The 19,298-nt window shown below is 32.1% G+C and carries 12 protein-coding genes and 6 pseudogenes; 4 read left to right on the top strand and 14 right to left on the bottom strand.

Features of this window, described 5'->3' with window-relative positions:
- Positions 1-122: 122 nt before the first annotated feature.
- The 9 genes and pseudogenes from FS802_RS29995 to FS802_RS29955 all read right to left on the bottom strand — a co-directional run bounded on the left by FS802_RS29995 (position 123) and on the right by FS802_RS29955 (position 7,427).
- Entirely contained in the window at positions 123-758 is a 636-nt protein-coding gene (locus tag FS802_RS29995) for a hypothetical protein (protein WP_141546016.1), read from the bottom strand.
- Positions 758-1,387: a hypothetical protein gene (locus FS802_RS29990; RefSeq protein WP_098654387.1), complete on the bottom strand. Its 630-nt coding sequence runs from the start codon at positions 1,385-1,387 to the stop codon at positions 758-760. The genes FS802_RS29995 and FS802_RS29990 overlap by 1 nt, the downstream gene beginning before the upstream one ends.
- A gap of 314 nt (positions 1,388-1,701) precedes the next feature.
- Positions 1,702-2,442 (bottom strand): annotated as a pseudogene (locus tag FS802_RS29985) (hypothetical protein).
- Positions 2,443-2,458: 16 nt separating this feature from the next.
- A pseudogene (locus FS802_RS32150) lies at positions 2,459-2,644 on the bottom strand (helicase); the annotation flags it as partial.
- Between the two features lie 1,112 nt (positions 2,645-3,756).
- Positions 3,757-4,331 (bottom strand): annotated as a pseudogene (locus FS802_RS29975) (IS6 family transposase); the annotation flags it as partial.
- A 172-nt stretch (positions 4,332-4,503) separates the two neighbouring features.
- The gene (locus tag FS802_RS29970) at positions 4,504-4,974 is read right to left on the bottom strand and encodes a hypothetical protein (RefSeq protein WP_098654388.1); all 471 of its coding nucleotides are present in this window, start codon (positions 4,972-4,974) and stop codon (positions 4,504-4,506) included.
- Between the two features lie 19 nt (positions 4,975-4,993).
- A complete protein-coding gene (locus FS802_RS29965) occupies positions 4,994-6,763 on the bottom strand; it encodes an EndoU domain-containing protein (RefSeq protein ID WP_098720623.1) in 1,770 nt (589 codons plus the stop codon).
- Positions 6,760-7,070, bottom strand: a pseudogene (locus FS802_RS31795) (DUF3958 family protein). The gene FS802_RS29965 and the pseudogene FS802_RS31795 overlap by 4 nt, the downstream one beginning before the upstream one ends.
- 93 nt (positions 7,071-7,163) lie before the next feature.
- Positions 7,164-7,427 (bottom strand): TIGR04197 family type VII secretion effector, encoded by a 264-nt coding sequence (locus FS802_RS29955; protein ID WP_176547026.1) that lies wholly within the window; start codon positions 7,425-7,427, stop codon positions 7,164-7,166.
- Between the two features lie 98 nt (positions 7,428-7,525).
- Here FS802_RS29955 and FS802_RS31965 point away from each other — a divergent pair, with 98 nt between their 5' ends.
- Positions 7,526-7,603 carry a kelch repeat-containing protein gene (locus tag FS802_RS31965; protein ID WP_087985489.1) on the top strand — a complete coding sequence of 26 codons (78 nt, stop codon included), beginning with the start codon at positions 7,526-7,528 and terminating at the stop codon, positions 7,601-7,603.
- Positions 7,604-8,115: 512 nt separating this feature from the next.
- Here the strand turns inward: FS802_RS31965 and FS802_RS29940 are convergent.
- Positions 8,116-10,836: a sensor domain-containing protein gene (locus FS802_RS29940; RefSeq protein WP_142336929.1), complete on the bottom strand. Its 2,721-nt coding sequence runs from the start codon at positions 10,834-10,836 to the stop codon at positions 8,116-8,118.
- 699 nt (positions 10,837-11,535) lie between these two features.
- Complete coding sequence (locus FS802_RS29935) at positions 11,536-12,438, bottom strand: hypothetical protein (protein ID WP_098654392.1); 903 nt, start codon at positions 12,436-12,438, stop codon at positions 11,536-11,538.
- Between the two features lie 628 nt (positions 12,439-13,066).
- Here FS802_RS29935 and FS802_RS29930 point away from each other — a divergent pair.
- Positions 13,067-14,968 carry an S-layer homology domain-containing protein gene (locus FS802_RS29930; protein WP_144525673.1) on the top strand — a complete coding sequence of 634 codons (1,902 nt, stop codon included), beginning with the start codon at positions 13,067-13,069 and terminating at the stop codon, positions 14,966-14,968.
- Positions 14,969-15,549: 581 nt separating this feature from the next.
- A complete protein-coding gene (locus FS802_RS29925) occupies positions 15,550-15,954 on the top strand; it encodes a DUF3221 domain-containing protein (protein WP_098655268.1) in 405 nt (134 codons plus the stop codon).
- 317 nt (positions 15,955-16,271) lie between these two features.
- Here the strand turns inward: FS802_RS29925 and FS802_RS29920 are convergent, their stop codons facing one another.
- Positions 16,272-17,003 carry a M15 family metallopeptidase gene (locus tag FS802_RS29920; RefSeq protein ID WP_098655267.1) on the bottom strand — a complete coding sequence of 244 codons (732 nt, stop codon included), beginning with the start codon at positions 17,001-17,003 and terminating at the stop codon, positions 16,272-16,274.
- 258 nt (positions 17,004-17,261) lie between these two features.
- On the opposite strand from FS802_RS29920, the gene FS802_RS29915 reads away from it, so the two are divergent.
- Entirely contained in the window at positions 17,262-17,516 is a 255-nt protein-coding gene (locus FS802_RS29915) for a SunI/YnzG family protein (protein ID WP_098655269.1), read from the top strand.
- Positions 17,517-17,663: 147 nt separating this feature from the next.
- On the opposite strand, the pseudogene FS802_RS29910 reads toward FS802_RS29915, so the two are convergent.
- Both FS802_RS29910 and FS802_RS29905 read right to left on the bottom strand, forming a co-directional pair.
- Positions 17,664-17,960 (bottom strand): annotated as a pseudogene (locus FS802_RS29910) (ATP-binding protein); the annotation flags it as partial.
- 1,068 nt (positions 17,961-19,028) lie between these two features.
- Positions 19,029-19,298 (bottom strand): annotated as a pseudogene (locus tag FS802_RS29905) (5'-nucleotidase C-terminal domain-containing protein); the annotation flags it as partial.

Raw genomic sequence — 19,298 nt, 5'->3', positions numbered from 1 at the left:
AGTGGCATACTATGCCCTATATTGCCGAAAGTACTTGAAGAATACGAAAGAAGAAACCCAATGGATAGATAAAAGGTACCGAATGTAGATCCAGTACCTTTTAAATCCTTATATATAGTTTTTTACATATTATCAAATAGCCATGGAGCGAGTACGGCTAACACACACAGCAAACAAGAGCCCGTTATAACACGGTTGGACCAACGGTAATACTCAGGCTGTTTCGTGCCCTCATGAATTCTTCTTAGACGAATACCCGTGATTAACATAAATGGTGTGAAAATAAGTGCTGTTGCTTTAAACAGGTTTAAAAAATCCGTAAAGATGTTCATAAACGAAAATACATCCGAACTGAACAAGAAGTATACACTTAGTCTCAGGGACATCATACTAATAAATGAGAAAATCATACTTCCAGTTGCCCACTTCATCCATTGGCCATTCTTTGTAATTAACGCCATAACCATGACAATAATGCCTAATACGAATGAAATAGAAAAGATATTTACTCCTACTTTAAAAGTCGGTGCATACAAACCTTCAATCTTTTGTATGATCGATGAGCCAAATGAATCATCTTTTTCTGTTGTTTTCGTTCGATTGTTTAATCCCTCTTTAAAGGATGACGAAACATCGTTCCCCTTTAATTCATTAAAATCTATTTTTACAGAGGCCTGAACTGCTTGTAAGGGGATAAAAAGTAAAGCCATTAAAACAAGCATACATAAGATACCTATCATCCTTTTTTCTTGTTTCATCACACATCCCCCGCTAATTTTGGTTTAACGCTCTTTAATTTGATTTGATCTCCTTCTGCAACATAATAGAGATCCGCAGCATAATAGATATTTGCTTTTGTATATGCCCCCATAATTGCATTCGCGATTTCTTCCTTCTCTACTGCCATATATGTTTCATTTTCATTGTAAAATCCAATTTCAATTCGATTAATATTATTATTTAATACTGTAATATGTAACTCTTTTAAGCTATCTAAACGATTTCCTAATCCACACACTAACTTAAATACTTTATTTGCAATTGTTGGTGGTTTGACATAAGTCGTATTAAAATGAATAGTTTCATCATCTATCAATCCATCCTCCTCAACTGCACATGTCATAATGAACGAATGATTTTGTTTTTCTATTTCTTGTTGACTCAACTTGCGATCAATGACATATTTTAGGCTTATTGATAGATTTTCTATATATTCATCCAGTTCGGTATTTGAAATTTTAACCTCTGAGAATTCCGGAAAAATCATGTAAGCGTGTATATTAGAACTACTTTTACTTACACGTAATAACTGAACTTGTTTCTTTTCATAGCGCACCGCTTGTTCTAATTTTTCTACTACGTTGTTGCTTATATGATCGATTGCCATATATTATCACTCCTATTTACTTTGATAAAATAATTTTTCATACAATACTCATGTTTTGATACTATCTATTTAAAGCATTGGAATATTACGAAGAGTTCTCAATTCTCCTGTTTTAATACTGTTAATCACTTGAATCTTATAACATTTTAATATTACAATGACGTACAATGTTTCATTATAGTCGAATATTCTTATATGGTGAATCGTTCTATCCCACTCATTTGTACAAAAATAAATATATTTTATCCTTGTACAAATGAGTGAGAAAATGCTGTATTTCATGCTATCTAAGAAAAGATAACTAAGAAATACATTCATATATTTCCTAGTAATCTATCATTCGATGCAACTAATGTATAGGAATAAAATGAATCAATTTATAATGCTATATACAGCAGTAGATTTTCTGTTACAATTTCTCCCTCTGTATGTATCCAATAACGCTTGTTAATAGTTGTGTTTATTACGCAGGTGAATTCTTGCCCTTGTTCTACTACTTTAGCCGTCCATATCACAACCTGAAATTCTTCCTCTTCTGACACTAACTTTTGAACAGAAGTGGCATACGCTGTTCCTTGTGGGATTTTCAGCTGTTCTAGTTTAGGAAATGTATCTTCATATCCTAATAATTCCTCTAGTGTATCCATATTGCTTGAAAATGGTATGTCCTCATTCCTCGGAAATGAGATATCATTTACTGTTTCAGAAGCAGGAGTATAGTGAAAATCTTTAACATATTCCACTACTTCAGCATCAATTTACTGTTTTAAATTTTTATTCACTTCTTCACTCAAATTCTTTTGAACAGTTATAGCAACTAAATCATATATACCTGCTACATCTTTTTCTAAGGTGATTTCTTTTGTGAGAACCGTAATACGCTCTTGCTCCCTACCAATAGGTCTATTTTCTCTCGGGCACCAATAAACGCGACGTTCTACCGGTGTATTTTCTCTTTCTTCCCTCTTGGCTTCTTCTATTAGAAATTTTTTTCTTGAATTACTAACAACAAAAAACACATAACAAAATAGAACGATAAAAATGTTTGTAAACATGATATTCCCCTCTCAATTATGCAAATAAATCGAATTCAAATTGCCCATCAATTACTTTGCTTTTTCGTTTTCCATTCCCTTTCTTTTGAGAAGTATCTACTTTAACAATCAATTTATCCCAGAATGCAAAATCTTATTTTTGTACAAGCATACGCTTATCAGTATTCAGTGGTTCCCTTCTGTTAGTGAGGGTGGATAAAATCTCGCCACTAAAACATTTCCTATACGCATAATAATTGTCCCCCAGTTCTTTTTTACAATAAAAAAGGAAGATCCAAGTATATACATCACTTAGTTCTTCCTTTTACCCTCTATAAACTACCTCGACTTTATTAAAATGGTAGTTCTTCATCTGTAATTTCCGATAGCTCATCCATACCAGTAAATCTATCATCCGGCTCTTTGGATTACTGTCTTGTTTCCCGCTCTTTTGAATCATCTAATACTCTCCAAATATTATCTTTTTTCATTTTCATATCTCCTCTTTCTTGTAATTTGTTAAGATTCATAACCCAGCCTGCGGACTTGAAAGCAGTACAAAAAAGGCTTCTTCAAGTCGATTAATAATGTGCATAGCAATATAAGCTATATATACACTAATCGGCTCAAAGAAGCCCTTTCACAATTGAAACAAGACTCAACTTGCTTCTACAACTCAACCACAACACAAGAAGGTGTGGGAATAAACGGAATCAAACAAAATAACAATACACCTATATATTATATAATAAAGTTATATATTTCAAGAAGTTTTAATTAAAGTTAACGCATTACCCAAAAGAATCCTTCTCCCTCAGGATTGTGAAGGACGAAAACTCAATGATAAGTGAGAGTTGAATTTCGGGCAATGCGTAAGTTCATAATGAATTACTATCAAAGATTTTACCAGTCTTAATCTATGCACCTACATAATGTGCGACAGCACTACAGATATTACAGCATTCACTATTATCATTTCAATCCACGCACTTATATTTCGTATCATCATTTAATCTTTTTTTACCATATAACATTCTTAAAAGCTTGAATACGAAATGTCAATTTCTTTCGATATCTCACGAATACTTTTATGATTCTTATCTTTATTCGTGTTCATCCTTTCAATATAGAACTCAATACGATTCTGGTGCAAAAATAGAATAAAAGATAATAAAGCGCATAGATTTCTAACGGAATTGTATCTTATGCTGCCAATCCAGAAAATTGATGGATACATTCTTTCTGATTTTGGACAGACTGTTCCCGTAAATCAACTTGTTCTTTTTTAGTCATATGCATGGCTTCTACTCCAGAAAGAATGGATGTAGCTGTATCAAAACATTTGAACCCTAGCATAGAATGAATTCGCTTCTTTATAAAGTAATGTTTTTGTTCTACTATGTATTCAAGTACTTTTGTTGTCTAAGTCGCGTATTACCAGTTATGCTTTTTTCTTTTTTCAACTGTTCAATTGCTATAGGATAAGCCAGATTTTTATCGACGGTTATGACAAGAGCTTTTGAAACATGAAAAGACTGCAAAGCTTTCTTGAAAAAGCGCTTTACAGCCTTCTGATTTCCTGTTTTGTTTTGGTAAAAATCGATTGTATTTCCTTTCGAATCAACAGCGCGATACAGGTACATCCATTGACCTTTTACTTTGATATATGTTTCATCGACTTTCCAGGAGTAATTTGTTTGTTTAAGGTGACGTCGGATTCGTTTGTCCAATTCAAGACCGTATTGATGAACCCAAACCATAATCGTTGTATGAGATTTGAATAAGCCTAGTTCCCCCATCATTTCCACCAAACCACGGAAATGATGAATATATCGTAGGTACCATCTCACTGTTAATAGAATAATATCTGGTTGATACTGTTTCCACTTGAATAAACATTGATTTTCCATACCGATCCCATCCTTTTTAGACTAATAGTACCAGTATGTCCAAGGTTTATAGATTTTTCACACCAGAACCCTCTATTTTATTCCATAAGTCACAGATCCTTATTCTATCTATCCATATTTTTCACTTTTATAATTAATTTTAAACTCTTCATCTATTATTACTCAGTGTTTCTTATATTTGATTACTATCCTCTATACTATTAACTTCTTCCATCTTTTGTTCAATCCAATTTATAGCCATTTCTGCATCTTCTTGAGCAATTTCTCCTCTTTCGCTCTTATACTTATGTGTTTCATAAGCCCACACTAATATGATTTTAACAAATTCAACTGTCTCTAATTTGCATATCGGCTCAATTTCATCTTCTTCTTCATCATAAAATGGATCCTCAATTATGGTAAAATCTCTAAAGGATATTATGCTAGAAGCGTTTCCTCCATGTCTATATTCGGATATGTTTCCCCTCAATAAATCAATAAAATTGTTAATATCATTTTTTAAATCTCTTAACCTCCAAGGTATATCAGACCCTAAAGGATCATTTATCATATTGGCAAATTTCAGCGATTTTTCTTCATCAAAATCCATAACAACCACATTGAATTCTTCTATGTATTTAAATTCATAATTATACTTAATCATTAAGAACACTTCCTCCAACTCAATATACTGGATAAGCTGAGATTACCTTATTATTCCTCAAAATCATCTCTATTGTCATTCCATCACTTGTTTTTCCAAGATATCTATTGTTTTTTATATTCACTTTGTTATTAAAAGCCTCATTCACTGCATCTATTACTTGTTGAGGTGTCCAATCCCCTGGAAAGAATGTGGATTTAGGACCTTTTAATACTCCATCAATTTCCACTTTAGCTTGGTAGACACCAAACTCATTTGATGGGTCGAGGTTTCCGACAATTTTACTATTACTATTCGGCGTTCCTTCATAATGAAAACCATTAGCATTCCCATTTTTAAGTATTTCACCATTAAAAATATGATTTATTCCGTTTTCTTTAGTCCCTTGTTTAAAATTCTCTGTGTTTTGTAAACTCTCAAGCCATTGCTTTTTCTTAATGACAGACTGATGAATTTTATCCGAACTCTTATTTCCACTAGAACCGAACTCGCCTTTAGCGAACTGATGGATCGATAGCTTTTCTTCAAATTGCCTAAAATCAGGTGTATCAAATCGCAAACCACCTTCGCCAGCAATAGCAAACCCATTGCGATTCCCATTAAATAAAGATGCAGCATCTTGTAAGCCTTTTTTACTAGTTTGCGAAATCTCAGCTACTTTAGCACCCGTTTTCAATGCTGCAGACTTAGCAACCTTATCTACACCTTTTGTTCCGGCAAAAGCAAACATACCATGCCCCATTACATTTCCATAAAGCTCAGCTTGACTATTTCCGTCCCCGTTTACAACATTGGTATTCCAAGAATCAGAAATCGTTTGTTTTATCGTATTGAATGTTCTGGCTGGATTAGAAAGAGCTTCAATCGTGTCATTAATTGTATTTATTGGATGGAGGGCTACATTCACAATTCCTAATAATTCATCACCTAATGCGTCTTCTATTCCTTTTTTCAAATGGTAGGGCACACCTAATCCAGCTTTTTCAATCGTAGATACAAATTTATGATCAGCGGCATATATCATTTTACTATATTCTTTATAAGAATATTCAACATCATGTTTAAACTTATCCAGTAAAGATTCATCTTTTTTTTCACTATTTAAAGGGCCACACATTGCTCCTTCTTCAATTGAACTACTATTTAGAAAATTGTCAGTCTGACGATCCCTATTTTCTGTAATCGATTGAATAGAAGTAATCCACTCCATATTTAATCCTTGTGTACTAAATGTTCCACTTACAGGACTAAATCCTTTCCCACTTTGAACTTCGGCAAGACCAGTAGCAATACTAGCTACTAGTTGAAGGGCCGTGCTGTAGTTATTACTGGATGTATAATTGAATTCATATAAATGCTCTAATTTTTCTTCAAGTTTTTTCCTCATCTCAACTAAAACAGCCACAATTGCATCAATCCCAGGCATTGGTGTAGCTTCATCTATCATTTCTATACTTGCAATCATTTGATTGATTTCTTGAATTTGCTCTCTTACTTCTTGTTCGATTACATCCGTGGAAGCAACTTGTGATTGAAAATCTCTTGGAAAAGCATCATTTTGACGAATTAATTCTTCACATAAATAAATGATACCTTGTGCTAAAGGACGAAAGGTTTGGACAAAAAATATTTTTGCACTACTATATGTTCGTCCTTGCAGAACCGTATCAGTTGCAAAAGCATCAATCGACTGAATGACTTGTTCCATGCCTTGAATGGTAGCGGTACAGACAGCATTCATGCTTTGAGTCTGATTTTGTACTTCCCCTAAATACATATTTAAACTCATGCTTTGTCCTCCCTTTTTAATTGCTGTTGCTTATAAATAAGGTTGGTTTCTAAATCAATAAAATTGCATCTTTTATTAAGCAATATTTATTTTTGATTTTCCAATTCAAATATTGATTTCCGCACGATATGTTCCGATTCTTGAAGCTTATTCATAAAAAAATTAGAAATTTCTCTATCATCATGCCATGTTTTTAAAGACCTATTAAACAAACAATTATTTCGATTTCTCAATTCGTGAAATTCCATTACCACTTGTCTCTGGATTTGAATTGCAGCTTGATTTCGATCGTGTTTTTAAATATAATCCGTAATTCTTAATTTAATTGCTTTATTTGCTTTTCAATGTCTTGAACCATCTTTTTCTTCCTCTCCTTCTCCATTTACTGTAGGTTATCACATTAGTGAAATGTCTTTTGTAGTTCGTTATCCATTCTTTCAAACTCCTTAGCTGCTGAATGAATATTATCAACTGCTTGTAGAAAGGTTCCACAAAATCGTCTAGTCAAATCCTTCATTTGTTGATTCGTTTCTTTTGCTTGAGCATTAACAGATAGTGTAGTACGACTCGCCTTTGTTATAGAACGATTCGTCGTACTTTGGATTGTATCCGCAGCATTTTTCATCGATGTAGCGGTTTGAAAATCACTTTGAAAGTTCCCCATTATTTACACCCACTCTAATTATAAAATCACCTAGAAAATTATGCCATGTAAAAATATTTTAATGTATCAAATATTTGTATTAAAGAAGTGTATACACAATAGGTAAATCAGGCGTGGAAGGCGAACTAGTAAAAACAGTCGAAATATATAATCCATCTACAGATACATGGTCGTAAATAACAGATTTGAATACAGAATGATGGGGAGATAATTTAGATACATTAAACAATAAAATTTATGTGACTGGTAAAGGTGCTTCACAATCTGGAGCGCTTGTTAATAGTATCGAAGTTTACTCAGAAACATTTTCTCCCACTTGGAGATTTGATAGTGATGGAGAATAAATAACGGAAATTTCTATCAATTAAGAGTGGCATATCTATATACTGAATAAGATATTTGATAAAGATTCAATTAAAAGATGGGCAACAAATACTAAAGTTTATGAAGCAACACTTAAAATTGCTTTTGGAAAATTACGTATATTTAATTAGTTAATTTATTTAAAACAAAAGCTATCCTTTCAGTTAAATTATAATAAAGGATAGCTTTTTTGTATTTTCTTCACAGTAAATTTATAACGCACAATACGAGTAGATAAAATGTTTTTCTTATTATTTAATTTAAACCATATTGATAGAACTTTTTTCACTTTCCTTCACATCTATGTTGTTCTCACTTAATCATTCTACATCATGATTAAGAACTTGAAAAAATCTTCTTCATTTAAAGGTTTACTGTAATAATAGCCCTGAATTAAATAGCATGCATTTTGTTGTAACACTGTTAATTGCTCCTTCGTTTCTACCCCTTCTGCTATTACTTTCATATTTAAAGTATGGGCTAGCGAAATAATCGTTTGTATAATTTCATCTCCATCATTTGAAGTTCCAATCCTATTCACAAATTCTCTTGGAATTTTCAAAGTATCAATCGGATACAAAGGTAGATACGCTAATGAAGAATATCCTGTACCAAAATCATCAATTGATAAATGTACACCATATGATTTTAATGCTTTTAACTTCGATAAAGTTTCTTTTTCATCTACCATGGCAATTCGCTCTGTTAATTCCAAATCAATTAAGTTAGCTGGTACTCCTATTTCTTCTATGGTAGAAATAATCGTTTGAACAAAATCTTTCTGTTCAAACTCTATAGCTGATAAGTTTATCCCCATCTTTAAATTTGAATAGCCCGCAGAATGCCATTCTTTTAGTTGCCGACACGCTTCCTGTAACGTCCATTTCCCAATTGCAATAATCTGCGACGTTTCTTCCGCGATAGGTATAAACTCAAAAGGTGAAATTAACCCGAACTCTGGATGTTGCCAACGTATTAAAGCCTCTGCACCAATAACCTTGTCTGCCTTACTATCAACTTGTGGTTGATACAATAAAAACAACTCATTATTTTCTATTGCATTTGGTAAATCCTGTTCTAATTGTAATCGTCTTATTATTTTTTGAGATAATATCTCATCGTACATACAAACAGCATTGTTACCTTTTTCCTTCGCGCTATACATGGCGATATCAGCATGTTGTAAAAGTGTTGTGGCATTGGTTCCTCCAAATGGATACAACGCTATTCCTATACTAAGTGATAAATAAAAGCTGTGTTGATTTATTACAAATGGTTCTTCAGTTATACGAAAAAGTATTTCGCACAAATCTAATAGCTGTTGCTCTGTTTTATTATGGACAATGATTGCAAACTCATCTCCCCCTATTCTTGCTAAAGGAATAGTTGGTGACAAACATGTCCTAAAACGTTTGGCAACTTCTTTTAAAACCCTGTCACCAATTGCATGACCTAGTGTATCATTAATGGTCTTAAAGCGGTTTAAATCTATATATAGGATTCCAAACTTATCCTGTGTTATTTGTACACGCTCAATGGATCTGTCTAATTCTTGTTGGAAGAATATTCGATTTCCAATCTCCGTCACCGTATCATGAAATGCTAGATAGTTTATCTCATCCTGTTGTTGCTTCATCCTCGTTATGTCTTTTACCATTACATAACTCCCAAAAGTTTGTCCTTCTATCATAATAGGAACAATAGTGACATACCAAAAATGTATATCCTTCTCATTATTATTTTTCACACGTAACTGTAACGAAGACGAACTACATCGTTTCCCCATCTTTAGAGCTGCTTCCAATTCAGGTTTATCTTCATCTAAAAAAATAGAGAAGCACTCTTTTCCTATTAATGCAACACTGTCTTTCCCTAATAACATACTTCCAGACTGGTTTATATTTAATACAATACCATTTGAATCAATTGTTAATATAGGGTCTGGATGATACTCATATAAGGACTTAAACCTCTCTTGATTTTTCACCAAATCATTAGATTTTTTTATTAAATCTTCCGTTCTTTGAGATACTTTTTGCTCTAATTGATTATTAAACACTTTTAATGTTTCGGTTAAATCTTTGTTTTGCATTCGTACAATTGTATGACGAATCAGTACAAATACAAAGGCAATACAATTGCCCGTAATCAGTGTAGATGAAGCCGTTTGCTCTTTTAAAGTAAAACCAATTAAGATTGCAACTGCAAGATAAGGAAATATGACAAGAAGTTTCTTTCCAAATGTCGGATTAATAATAAAATAATTTCTTCTAGAAGATGCACTCCTTGGGATAGTAGCGGCAATGGCAATAAATAATAGAAAAACTCTATACAAACACCTTAATAATATGAGTGAACGATATGATAAATCATCTTGTAAATAGAAATATAAATAGTCCGTAATAGACAATCCAGTTAATACTAAGATGAAAATAAATAATTTACTTTTCGCATTAAAAATTGCTGGTCGAAAGATAAGGCTAACTCCTAGTAAAAGAAGCAATAAATCTATAATCGGGAAAATAAATGAAAGAAAAACATCTCCAATTGATAAGAATAAAATATTTGCAGAAGGTTTATTAAATAAGTACCACTCTAAGGTGAAAATAGCAGTAACAACAATACATAAATCACAAATCAAATACGCTTTCTCCCATTTGTTACATTCCATCATGATTTTATAAAAGAACGCAAAGAGAAAGAAGAATAAGAAAAACAACAAAAATACATCAGAGATATTAAAATTTTGTATTGGTAATTCTATATTAAGTACTTGAAAAGCAGATATAAAATTCCCTATCAAGAAACACCCTATTGCAATAGTAATACAAGCCCAAAACACTCCTAACTTAACTTTTCTGGATACTATAGAATAGAGTAATGAAATAAGTACAATAGTTTCAACAACTAAAGATGAGAGTCGTATATTAAAATCTGATACAAAATACTGATTCGGAAAAACAAATAAAAATATAAAGCAAAAGCTTAAATAAGCTATTAGAGCCAATATCAATACATAAAATTGCACATGTGAATGTTTACGCAATATATTCACCTTCTTAAGTCTTTCATCATTTTTTATTAAATTTGTTTCTAATTATTATTTCTATTATGACCATTTCAAAAGATTTCTTTCAAAATAAAGCAACCTCAAATTACACCTGTTAATATTCAACAATTATAGAACAGGAATTATAAAAATGTTTCTAACCGTATGAAACGAAAGGAATCTTCTGTCGGAAAATGATAAATCACCATATTTCTCTGCATCCTTTTTCTCATAAAAAGCCACAAATATGTCTAGTACTCTAGCATGCTTTCAAATGGATTGGACAATGCTAACATCATGATTCCAAAATTAATAGATTACAGAAAGGCTTATACTGATTAGATGCATTAAATATTATCAACAAAAAAAGTTTTTATATCTCTATAAAAAAATTTCACGAAATTAAGTGTATGTATAGACTTTCCAGTCAAAAGAATATAAACAGGACAATCATTATATAAACATGTATCTCTGAGAAATTATATAAATGTAACATATCCCCAATTAATGGAGCTATTATAGTTACTTATATGAATGAGTGTCCACGACAGAAATATGACATTTTTGCAAGCAGCTAATAAAAATGAAACAGAAGATAATGTTTTAAAGTAACTAATTCAAAAAGCCTTGTAACATATTACAAGACTTTTTGAATTGGTATATACATTATAGATGGATAATTTTATTTTATTAAAATCAAGACCAAACCCATTGCTCTTTATTTGTATTCTGTTTAATTTTATCGTTAATTTTCTGGATATGGTCATACGTTGTTTTATCCATTCCATGGAAATTAGATCCATCATGAAAATCTACTCGAACCCTATCACCTATATTAAATTGTTGACCTTGTGTTAAATCCACATAAACAACATCATTTTCCCCATTTTTAGAAGGGTACTTGACAGCTACATAATCGGTATAATCTTTGTCTATTTTTGTAATTTCTCCGATTACAAAATTAGGTTGACCATCTTCTTTTTCATACATTCCTGGTTTCAATGTTGTACCTTCTTTTTCTAAAGACTCAGTACTAGTACTATAATCATTAATTTGCGTTTTAACTTTTTCTACATTTGCATTTACAGCTATAGGTGGTATGGATCTCGCCCAAAAATCACTTTCTACTTTCACTAAGTCATTAACCTTAAAGTTATTAGTGTTTTTTAGAGGTACACGAAGATCCTCTGGATTTCCGTTATTATCTATATATGTAACTAATAACTCATTAGAAGAAACTTCACTTACATGACCTACTGTATATTGTTCGTAGTTTCCAGGAGCTAATTCAAAATGCTCAACAGAATTAGCCGTTAAACTTGTAGTAAATGCGTTTTGAAGTAATGGACCATTACTATTTACTTTTACATATTCACCTGGTTTTGCATTTGCTTGAAAATCAGTATAAATAGTTACACTTTCATTTAATTCTTTACTTTCAATGATAAAATACTTTGACTGTACTTCTATTACTTTCCCCTCAACTGTAGTGTTGAACTCTTGTACAGCTGCACTTGCTGTTATTGAATCTAATCCTGGTATGTTGCTTCCTGTAAATGCTGCAATTCCTAATGCACCAGCTAAAATGACTTTCTTCATATGCTAAAACATCTCCAATCATATCTATTCACTAAATGATTTTAATTATCAATTAGCATGTAATCATTATAGTTACACCTTTTAAAGAACGTCAATAAAAATATCCTTACACTTTTGTAAGTTAATAAGGTTAATAATATAGAAAGGAAATTTTTCACGAAGGAAATTTATTATGTTTATTATTGAATAAAAATAAATTACTAGTAAATAATGCTAAATATCCCTCTTTTATTTAATCTAGACAGCCCTCTCATTACATAGGATTAAAAACAAATTTATTCATCCTTATAGTTATTATAATGAGTAATTATTCACCTTATATAATAATTACTAACTTCATTATTAACATGGTTATCTTACAAAAATGTAATTCTTTTTCAATTGACACTCGTACATACGAGTAACTATACTAGTTACACACGCTTGGTGAATATATCAAATAGTCCCTTACTACAAGTGTATGTCTGTGAATTCTTTTCGAAATAATATTTTGAATCAACCATATATTATTTATCTGTAATATAGTGATGATACCAACTCAATCTATTAAACTAGGTCATATTACTTATGAGTTTAACTATAAATGATAGATTTACCAAGCTGTAATAATTTTTAGGAGTGTTACATTTTGAAATACAAATTAATTGCTACAGGAATTCTTGCTGGAAGTCTACTTTCCTACTCAACTAGTGCATTTGCAAATACTCACAAATTCCCAGATGTTCCTGCATGGGCTGACAAATCCGTTAATTATTTAGTTGATAAAAAAGTATTAAGTGGATATCCAGATGGCACTTTTGGTTCAAGTGATTCATTAGATCGAGCTGCTGCTGCAACCATTATGACAAAAGCACTAGGTATACAAGTTGACTTCGATGCAAAACCATCCTTTACAGATTCTCAAAATCATTGGGCAACCCCTTATATTGCAACTGCTGAAAAGGCAGGAATCATTAAAGGTGAAGGAAATGGAATATTCAACCCCTCAGGAAAAGTTACACGTGCTGCTATGGCAGCAATGCTAGTAAATGCATATAAGTTACAAGATATTACAAATAGTAATGGACAAATTACGTTTCATGATTTAAAAGGACATTGGGGTGAAAACCATGCAAACATTTTAATACAAACGGAAATTTCTAAGGGCACTGAAGATGGAAATAACTGGTCCCCTAATAGACCGATTACTCGTGCAGAGGCTGCACAATTTCTTGCAAAATCTGATCAAATCCACCACCAAACAAAACAAGTAGAAAATACTGTAGTTGGAGTAATAAATGATGCAGACCCTTATTATGTGACTGTTACATATAAAGATGCTAATGGAAATAATCAAGAAGTTACTATAGACTTCCCGAATCGTAGCAACTCTAACTTTAAAAACGGGGACAAAGTTAAAGTTGCTAACAAAGATCAATGGAAACATCAAATAATCTATGGACAAACTGTATTTTACACTGATGTAAGTTCTATTTCTAAAGTAAATGAAGAATCTAACAAACAACAACAAAACCATGTAGTTGGGGTAATCAATGATGCAGATCCTTATTATGTGACTGTTGCATATAAAGATGCTAATGGCAATAGTCAAGAAGTTACTATAGACTTCCCGAATGGTAGTAACTCTAACTTTAAAAACGGGGACAAAGTTAAAGTTGCTAACAAAAATCAATGGAAACATCAAATAATTTATGGACAAACTGTATTTTACACTGATGTAAACTCTATTTCTAAAGTAAATGAAGAATCTAACAAACAACAACAAAACCATGTAGTTGGGGTAATCAATGATGCAGATCCTTATTATGTGACTGTTACATATAAAGATGCTAATGGAAATAATCAAGAAGTTACTATAGACTTCCCGAATGGTAGTAACTCTAACTTTAAAAACGGGGACAAAGTTAAAGTTGCTAACAAAAATCAATGGAAACATCAAATAATCTATGGACAAACTGTATTTTACACTGATGTAAATTCTATTTCTAAAGTAAATGAAGAATCTAACAAACAACAAGAAAACCACGTAATGAGTAAAGATAAAGAACAAAAACTCTTAGCACAACTAAAAAAACGTTCTGGTACAGTGACAAAAAAATCTGAAGATAGCCTTGAAATTTCAAGTGAAAACCAAACCATTCGTGCCCATGTTAATTCAAAAGTACTACCAAACATTCAGATAGGTGATACAGTAAATGTTTATGCTCAAGCATTTGAAATGGCCCCTATTCTTCTAAAGGACTTACCTTTCGAGGCAAGAAACGCGATTATTCAAAAAGGAAATGAACAAAATATTTTAGAGAATCAATACAAAAAAATCACAGGAAATGTTACAGGAAAATCTGATAATTCAATCTTAGTTTCAAGTAACAACATAACTTATGAAGTTGAAACTTCTACCGAAGTATTACAAGATATTGTAATCGGTGATACAGTAAACGTTTATGCTGCATCTTTTGAGTTTAGCCCTATTTTACTTGCTGGCGTTCCTGTGAAAGCTATTTCTCCGATTGTTGAAAAAACAAATTAATGTTCAGCATTCTATAAATTTGTTGACTTCATCCGAAAAGAACTCCTAAATAACATAGGAGTTCTTTTTATGAAGTTCTATTTTTTCTATCGTGCTCGTAAGACCTAGTATATTAATCGTGATTTACTATCTGTTCAACAGTAACTATCTTATTTTTATTTCTATAAGTTTTTATCAAGAGACAGAGCTTAATTTACCCTTCTTTCTTTGAACTCCCCCACTCTCACTTCTAAATAAAGTGAAAGTGGGGAATTCAACTGTTTTAAAAAAATCAAATTTTATTCCTCAAGGCACCTTCTAATTTTACAAAAGACGAAAAAAAAGAGGGATTTCTTCCCTCTTCACCAATAAAATCGAACATATTTACAATTAAGGAAGGGTATCCATTCATCAGGGGATGAATGAAATAATAACAGTTCACCTAGTGAATTATAACATAATTACACTTCCATTAATAGATAATTTTAACATTTATGGATTGATTGTTACAGAACTGTTAAACATCTTAATATTAAAAGGCTTTATATGCATAGAACTTGAAAATGGCTAGTGTAGGATAAAATATAAGGGGGATATATATTATGTTTACAAAAAAACAAAAATTAGTAACAACCGTAACAGCTTTAACATTAGGATGTGGATTTACTTTCGGATTAACACCGGCATTTGCAGATTCTAATAAGGCGTCTGTAAGCACTGCACCTATTCATTCTATTCAAAAGCAAGAACAAGAGCCGTTTACTGGATATGTCATTTCAGTAGAAAGCAATTATTTAGTGGTTGCTGCTACATCTACAAAAGATGAAGCTCTCGCTTTTCAAAATGATTGGTGGGAGTTAGTTTCTCAAAATAAAATTTTAAAGGTTCCTATTTCAGATGGTGAAAATTACACTATAGGTGAACAGATAAATATTTATGCTGCTGCATGGACCAAATCTTTACCGCCAATTGCTGTAATGCCTAAAATTGAAAAAGTAATTCAATAGATTATATGCTAAAAATAACAGGGAATCATTCTAATTAGAATGATTCCCTGTTATTTAGTAAAAAACCGAATACGTAATATTTATATTCTTTTTCGTTACTCTCTGATTCCCATTATATATTAACCTAATGTTTATCAAACTACGCCTGACGTAGATCCTACATCTCACATTACTGTAAAGATATGAATCGCTCCTTTTAGTAGTTTCGTTTATAATTTCATAGCATACCCTTTAAAAACATTAAGAAATACCTTATACCCCCTATCTTTTATAATCTTACTGCTATCGCTAGCTGATTTAACTCTTCAATTCTATTTTCAAAGGTTCATAAATTCTTCTAGAGTCAGCTTTTTCTTATATATACTTTCAGCAATATCCCCGACATAGCGAATATGCCACGGTTCATATGCATATCCAGTAATACTCTCTTTACCTTTTGGATAACGGATGATAAATCCTGCACGATACGCATTTTCTTTCAGCCATTTTCCTTCTTTCGTATTCGCAAAGGTTAACTCCAGCTCATTATTTGCACTTTTAGAAGAAACATCCATCGTTAATCCTGTTTGATGTTCACTATGTCCTGGCTTTGCCGAGAAGCGATCCGTATGCTCTTGTCCTTTTCTTTTCACGTTGTTTGCATACAGGTCTTTTTGATAATCATAGGAGCGAAACCCTGAAACAGCATTTAACTGGATTCCTTCTTTCTTTGCTAAATCAAATAATCTTTCTAGTGCTTCTGCTGCCTCTTTACGAAGGTAACTCTTTTCTAACGTCCCACTGAATGAGAATGATACATTTGGTACAACTAAATCCTCCGGTTGATAATCTTCGGGCAATCCATATTCCTTATTAACTACAGCCTGTATACTAGCAAAAGAACTTGCTATGTTATTTGAAGTACTATTTTTCTCTCTATTTATGGAGTTTTCATGAGTTTCATAGTTTGTTTTTTTTGGTTCTTTACCAATAGATTGATTGGTATAAACGATAAAGATACCAAGTATCACAATCATACAAGTAAAAATCCCTACTAATTTAATTCTCATTATTCATTTCCTTCCTGCCACTCTTAATGTTTCTCGTTCATAATACTACAACCATATCAAATTCATATTAATTTGAAGTGAACTTTTGTTCTTAACATATTTCTTAACAGAAAGACAGCATATCCTCCTATTCGTTTGACACGCTAAAGATACTAGCACATAGAAACCAATTCTATTCCTACATATAGAAAAATAATCTAAAAATTTGTATAATAAGATTAGAAGTGTAGCATTCTATTATAGAAAGGTCTTGGTATGATGCTAGGTATTCATGTTAAAAAAACAAAAGAAGAGTTAATTATTTCATGGCAATTGGCGAAGATTACGATTCCATTAAGTGATGTGATAGAGATAACCGAAGATGCTACCTATGCGGGTGTTGAAGATATTAGTGCAATCCGTATTGGAACTGCATATGGAACAACGGACCGTATTTTAATAAAAACGGTAAAACAAAATTATATATTATTTACGACAAATAAAGTTTCAATTTTAAATGCTATTCTTGCTTAATAATCTATATATACTTAATCTCTCGCAAAACTTGCGTTAAGTACAAAGATGCGAAGTCTATTCCGAGACTTCGCATCTTTGTGTCATGAAAACCATTTTTAAACTCCTTTAATACTTCATTAATGACTCACGCAAGACCGTCATATCTTACTGCTCTGCATCCCACTTATTTAAACGGAAATAGAAAAGTACACCGTCCTCCGTATTCATTACGCCGTACTCAGCAGCATGTAATTCCAATATATTTTTTACTATGGCCAATCCAAGACCTGTACCACCGCAAACACGTTTTCTTGATTCATCTACTCTATAGAACTGATCCCATATTTTATCTATGTTTTCTTCTGCAATATGCGATCCTTTATTTTCAAACCCTATATATACGTCATTTTCTTCCTCTTTTACATCTATCACAATCAATTGTTTCGCACCTGTATAACGAATCACTTTGTTACAAACCATGGATTCGGAATCACGTAAAATAAACTGTATGGAAGCCCTCTACAGTTTATAGAATCAGATACCTGTCCCTTTGTTAAGAAAACGTAAATAACATCCTTCTTCCTATTTACTATTGGTTACTCTAATACAACATATTTAGTAGGACTGTCTCCCTCTTCTTCGATTGTTACTACTTTCATTACTTGCCTCATCACTTAACCAAATTACCTTAAGCAAGTCAAACTGATTTTTACTTTCCCCGCTGCACCCTTGACTCTAAAATTCCACCCTCACCTCAAAATATGGAGTCAACTCTATTCACTTTACGATAGAAAATAAGTTCTTGTCGAGACTTGTCATACACTGTACACTGAATAGGTGCCGTCTTTGTCCTTCTCTTTTATAGAGGAGGTGACAATAGAAGGTGGAGAATACTAGAACCGCCCGCAAACGTTCGGAGAGAGAAAAGAAACGTAAGCGTCTTTTTTCTTTTGGTACAATCGTTACAGCATTCAGTTTCCTTAGAAATGTGCATTACTTTTTCACTAAAAGTGAAGTAGGTAAAGGTATAACTGAATATGTAAGACATCTTCTTAAATAAAAAAGTGCCGCTATAAATAGCGACACAAAGCCTAGTTTGTAGTTATGATTGGGTTTCAAGGTGAAGTACTGACCATACTTTCATTGCACATGACCAATGCAGTATCATTTTGAAGTGCAAAGACGTTGAAACCTAGCATACTACTCTATATAGTATTGCGACATAAAGTGCTTTTATTCCTTTCTGAAATACGAAAAAAAGCCTTGGTGACCAAACCAAGACTTTTCAAAGAACTTTCGACCTATCAATAGAACGAGAATCAGAACCACCCGACTTTTTGTTCATTATAATCTAGCTTACAACCTCATTGTACTATATGTTTTTTATATTTTCAACAGTCTGCATCCCTTTCACTCAACATTCATACTTTCAATTCTGAACGTAACATTACTCTACCTGTATAAATTAAATCTACTACATAGAAAAATCATAATTCTATATTTGAATTTTTTGCACCAGACCCATTTTTCTTATATTTTTTTCACACTTTTACTAAGTTTTTTGTAAAATTCACCTTTTGTTTTTATATGTTTAAACTGAATTGAATTAATATTTGCTTTTTGTGAGAGTGCTACAATCTCTTCTTTTGTAATTGAATCTTTAATATTTATAGATGCTATATTTGTATATTTTCCGTCTTCAGTTTTTGGAATTTCTAAAATCCCTTTATTTACAAGATCCACTACAGCCTTATGCTCTGAAGAATGTGTATTCACGCCAGTAATTTTCCAATTATGCAT

This window comes from Bacillus sp. DE0042, from assembly GCF_007680225.1.
Taxonomy (GTDB): Bacteria; Bacillota; Bacilli; order Bacillales; family Bacillaceae_G; genus Bacillus_A; species Bacillus_A wiedmannii.
The sequence above is the reverse complement of the archived record's forward strand: the minus strand, read 5'-3'. Positions and strand labels throughout refer to the sequence as shown.

Excerpts from the sequence above, each read along its gene's own strand:
- FS802_RS29995 (WP_141546016.1), bottom strand. The coding sequence starts at position 758 with ATGAAACAAGAAAAAAGGATGATAGGTATCTTATGTATGCTTGTTTTA.
- FS802_RS29990 (WP_098654387.1), bottom strand. The coding sequence starts at position 1,387 with ATGGCAATCGATCATATAAGCAACAACGTAGTAGAAAAATTAGAACAA.
- FS802_RS29970 (WP_098654388.1), bottom strand. The coding sequence starts at position 4,974 with ATGATTAAGTATAATTATGAATTTAAATACATAGAAGAATTCAATGTG.
- FS802_RS29965 (WP_098720623.1), bottom strand. The coding sequence starts at position 6,763 with ATGAGTTTAAATATGTATTTAGGGGAAGTACAAAATCAGACTCAAAGC.
- FS802_RS29955 (WP_176547026.1), bottom strand. The coding sequence starts at position 7,427 with ATGGGGAACTTTCAAAGTGATTTTCAAACCGCTACATCGATGAAAAAT.
- FS802_RS29935 (WP_098654392.1), bottom strand. The coding sequence starts at position 12,438 with ATGAAGAAAGTCATTTTAGCTGGTGCATTAGGAATTGCAGCATTTACA.
- FS802_RS29925 (WP_098655268.1), top strand. The coding sequence starts at position 15,550 with ATGTTTACAAAAAAACAAAAATTAGTAACAACCGTAACAGCTTTAACA.
- FS802_RS29920 (WP_098655267.1), bottom strand. The coding sequence starts at position 17,003 with ATGAGAATTAAATTAGTAGGGATTTTTACTTGTATGATTGTGATACTT.
- FS802_RS29915 (WP_098655269.1), top strand. The coding sequence starts at position 17,262 with ATGCTAGGTATTCATGTTAAAAAAACAAAAGAAGAGTTAATTATTTCA.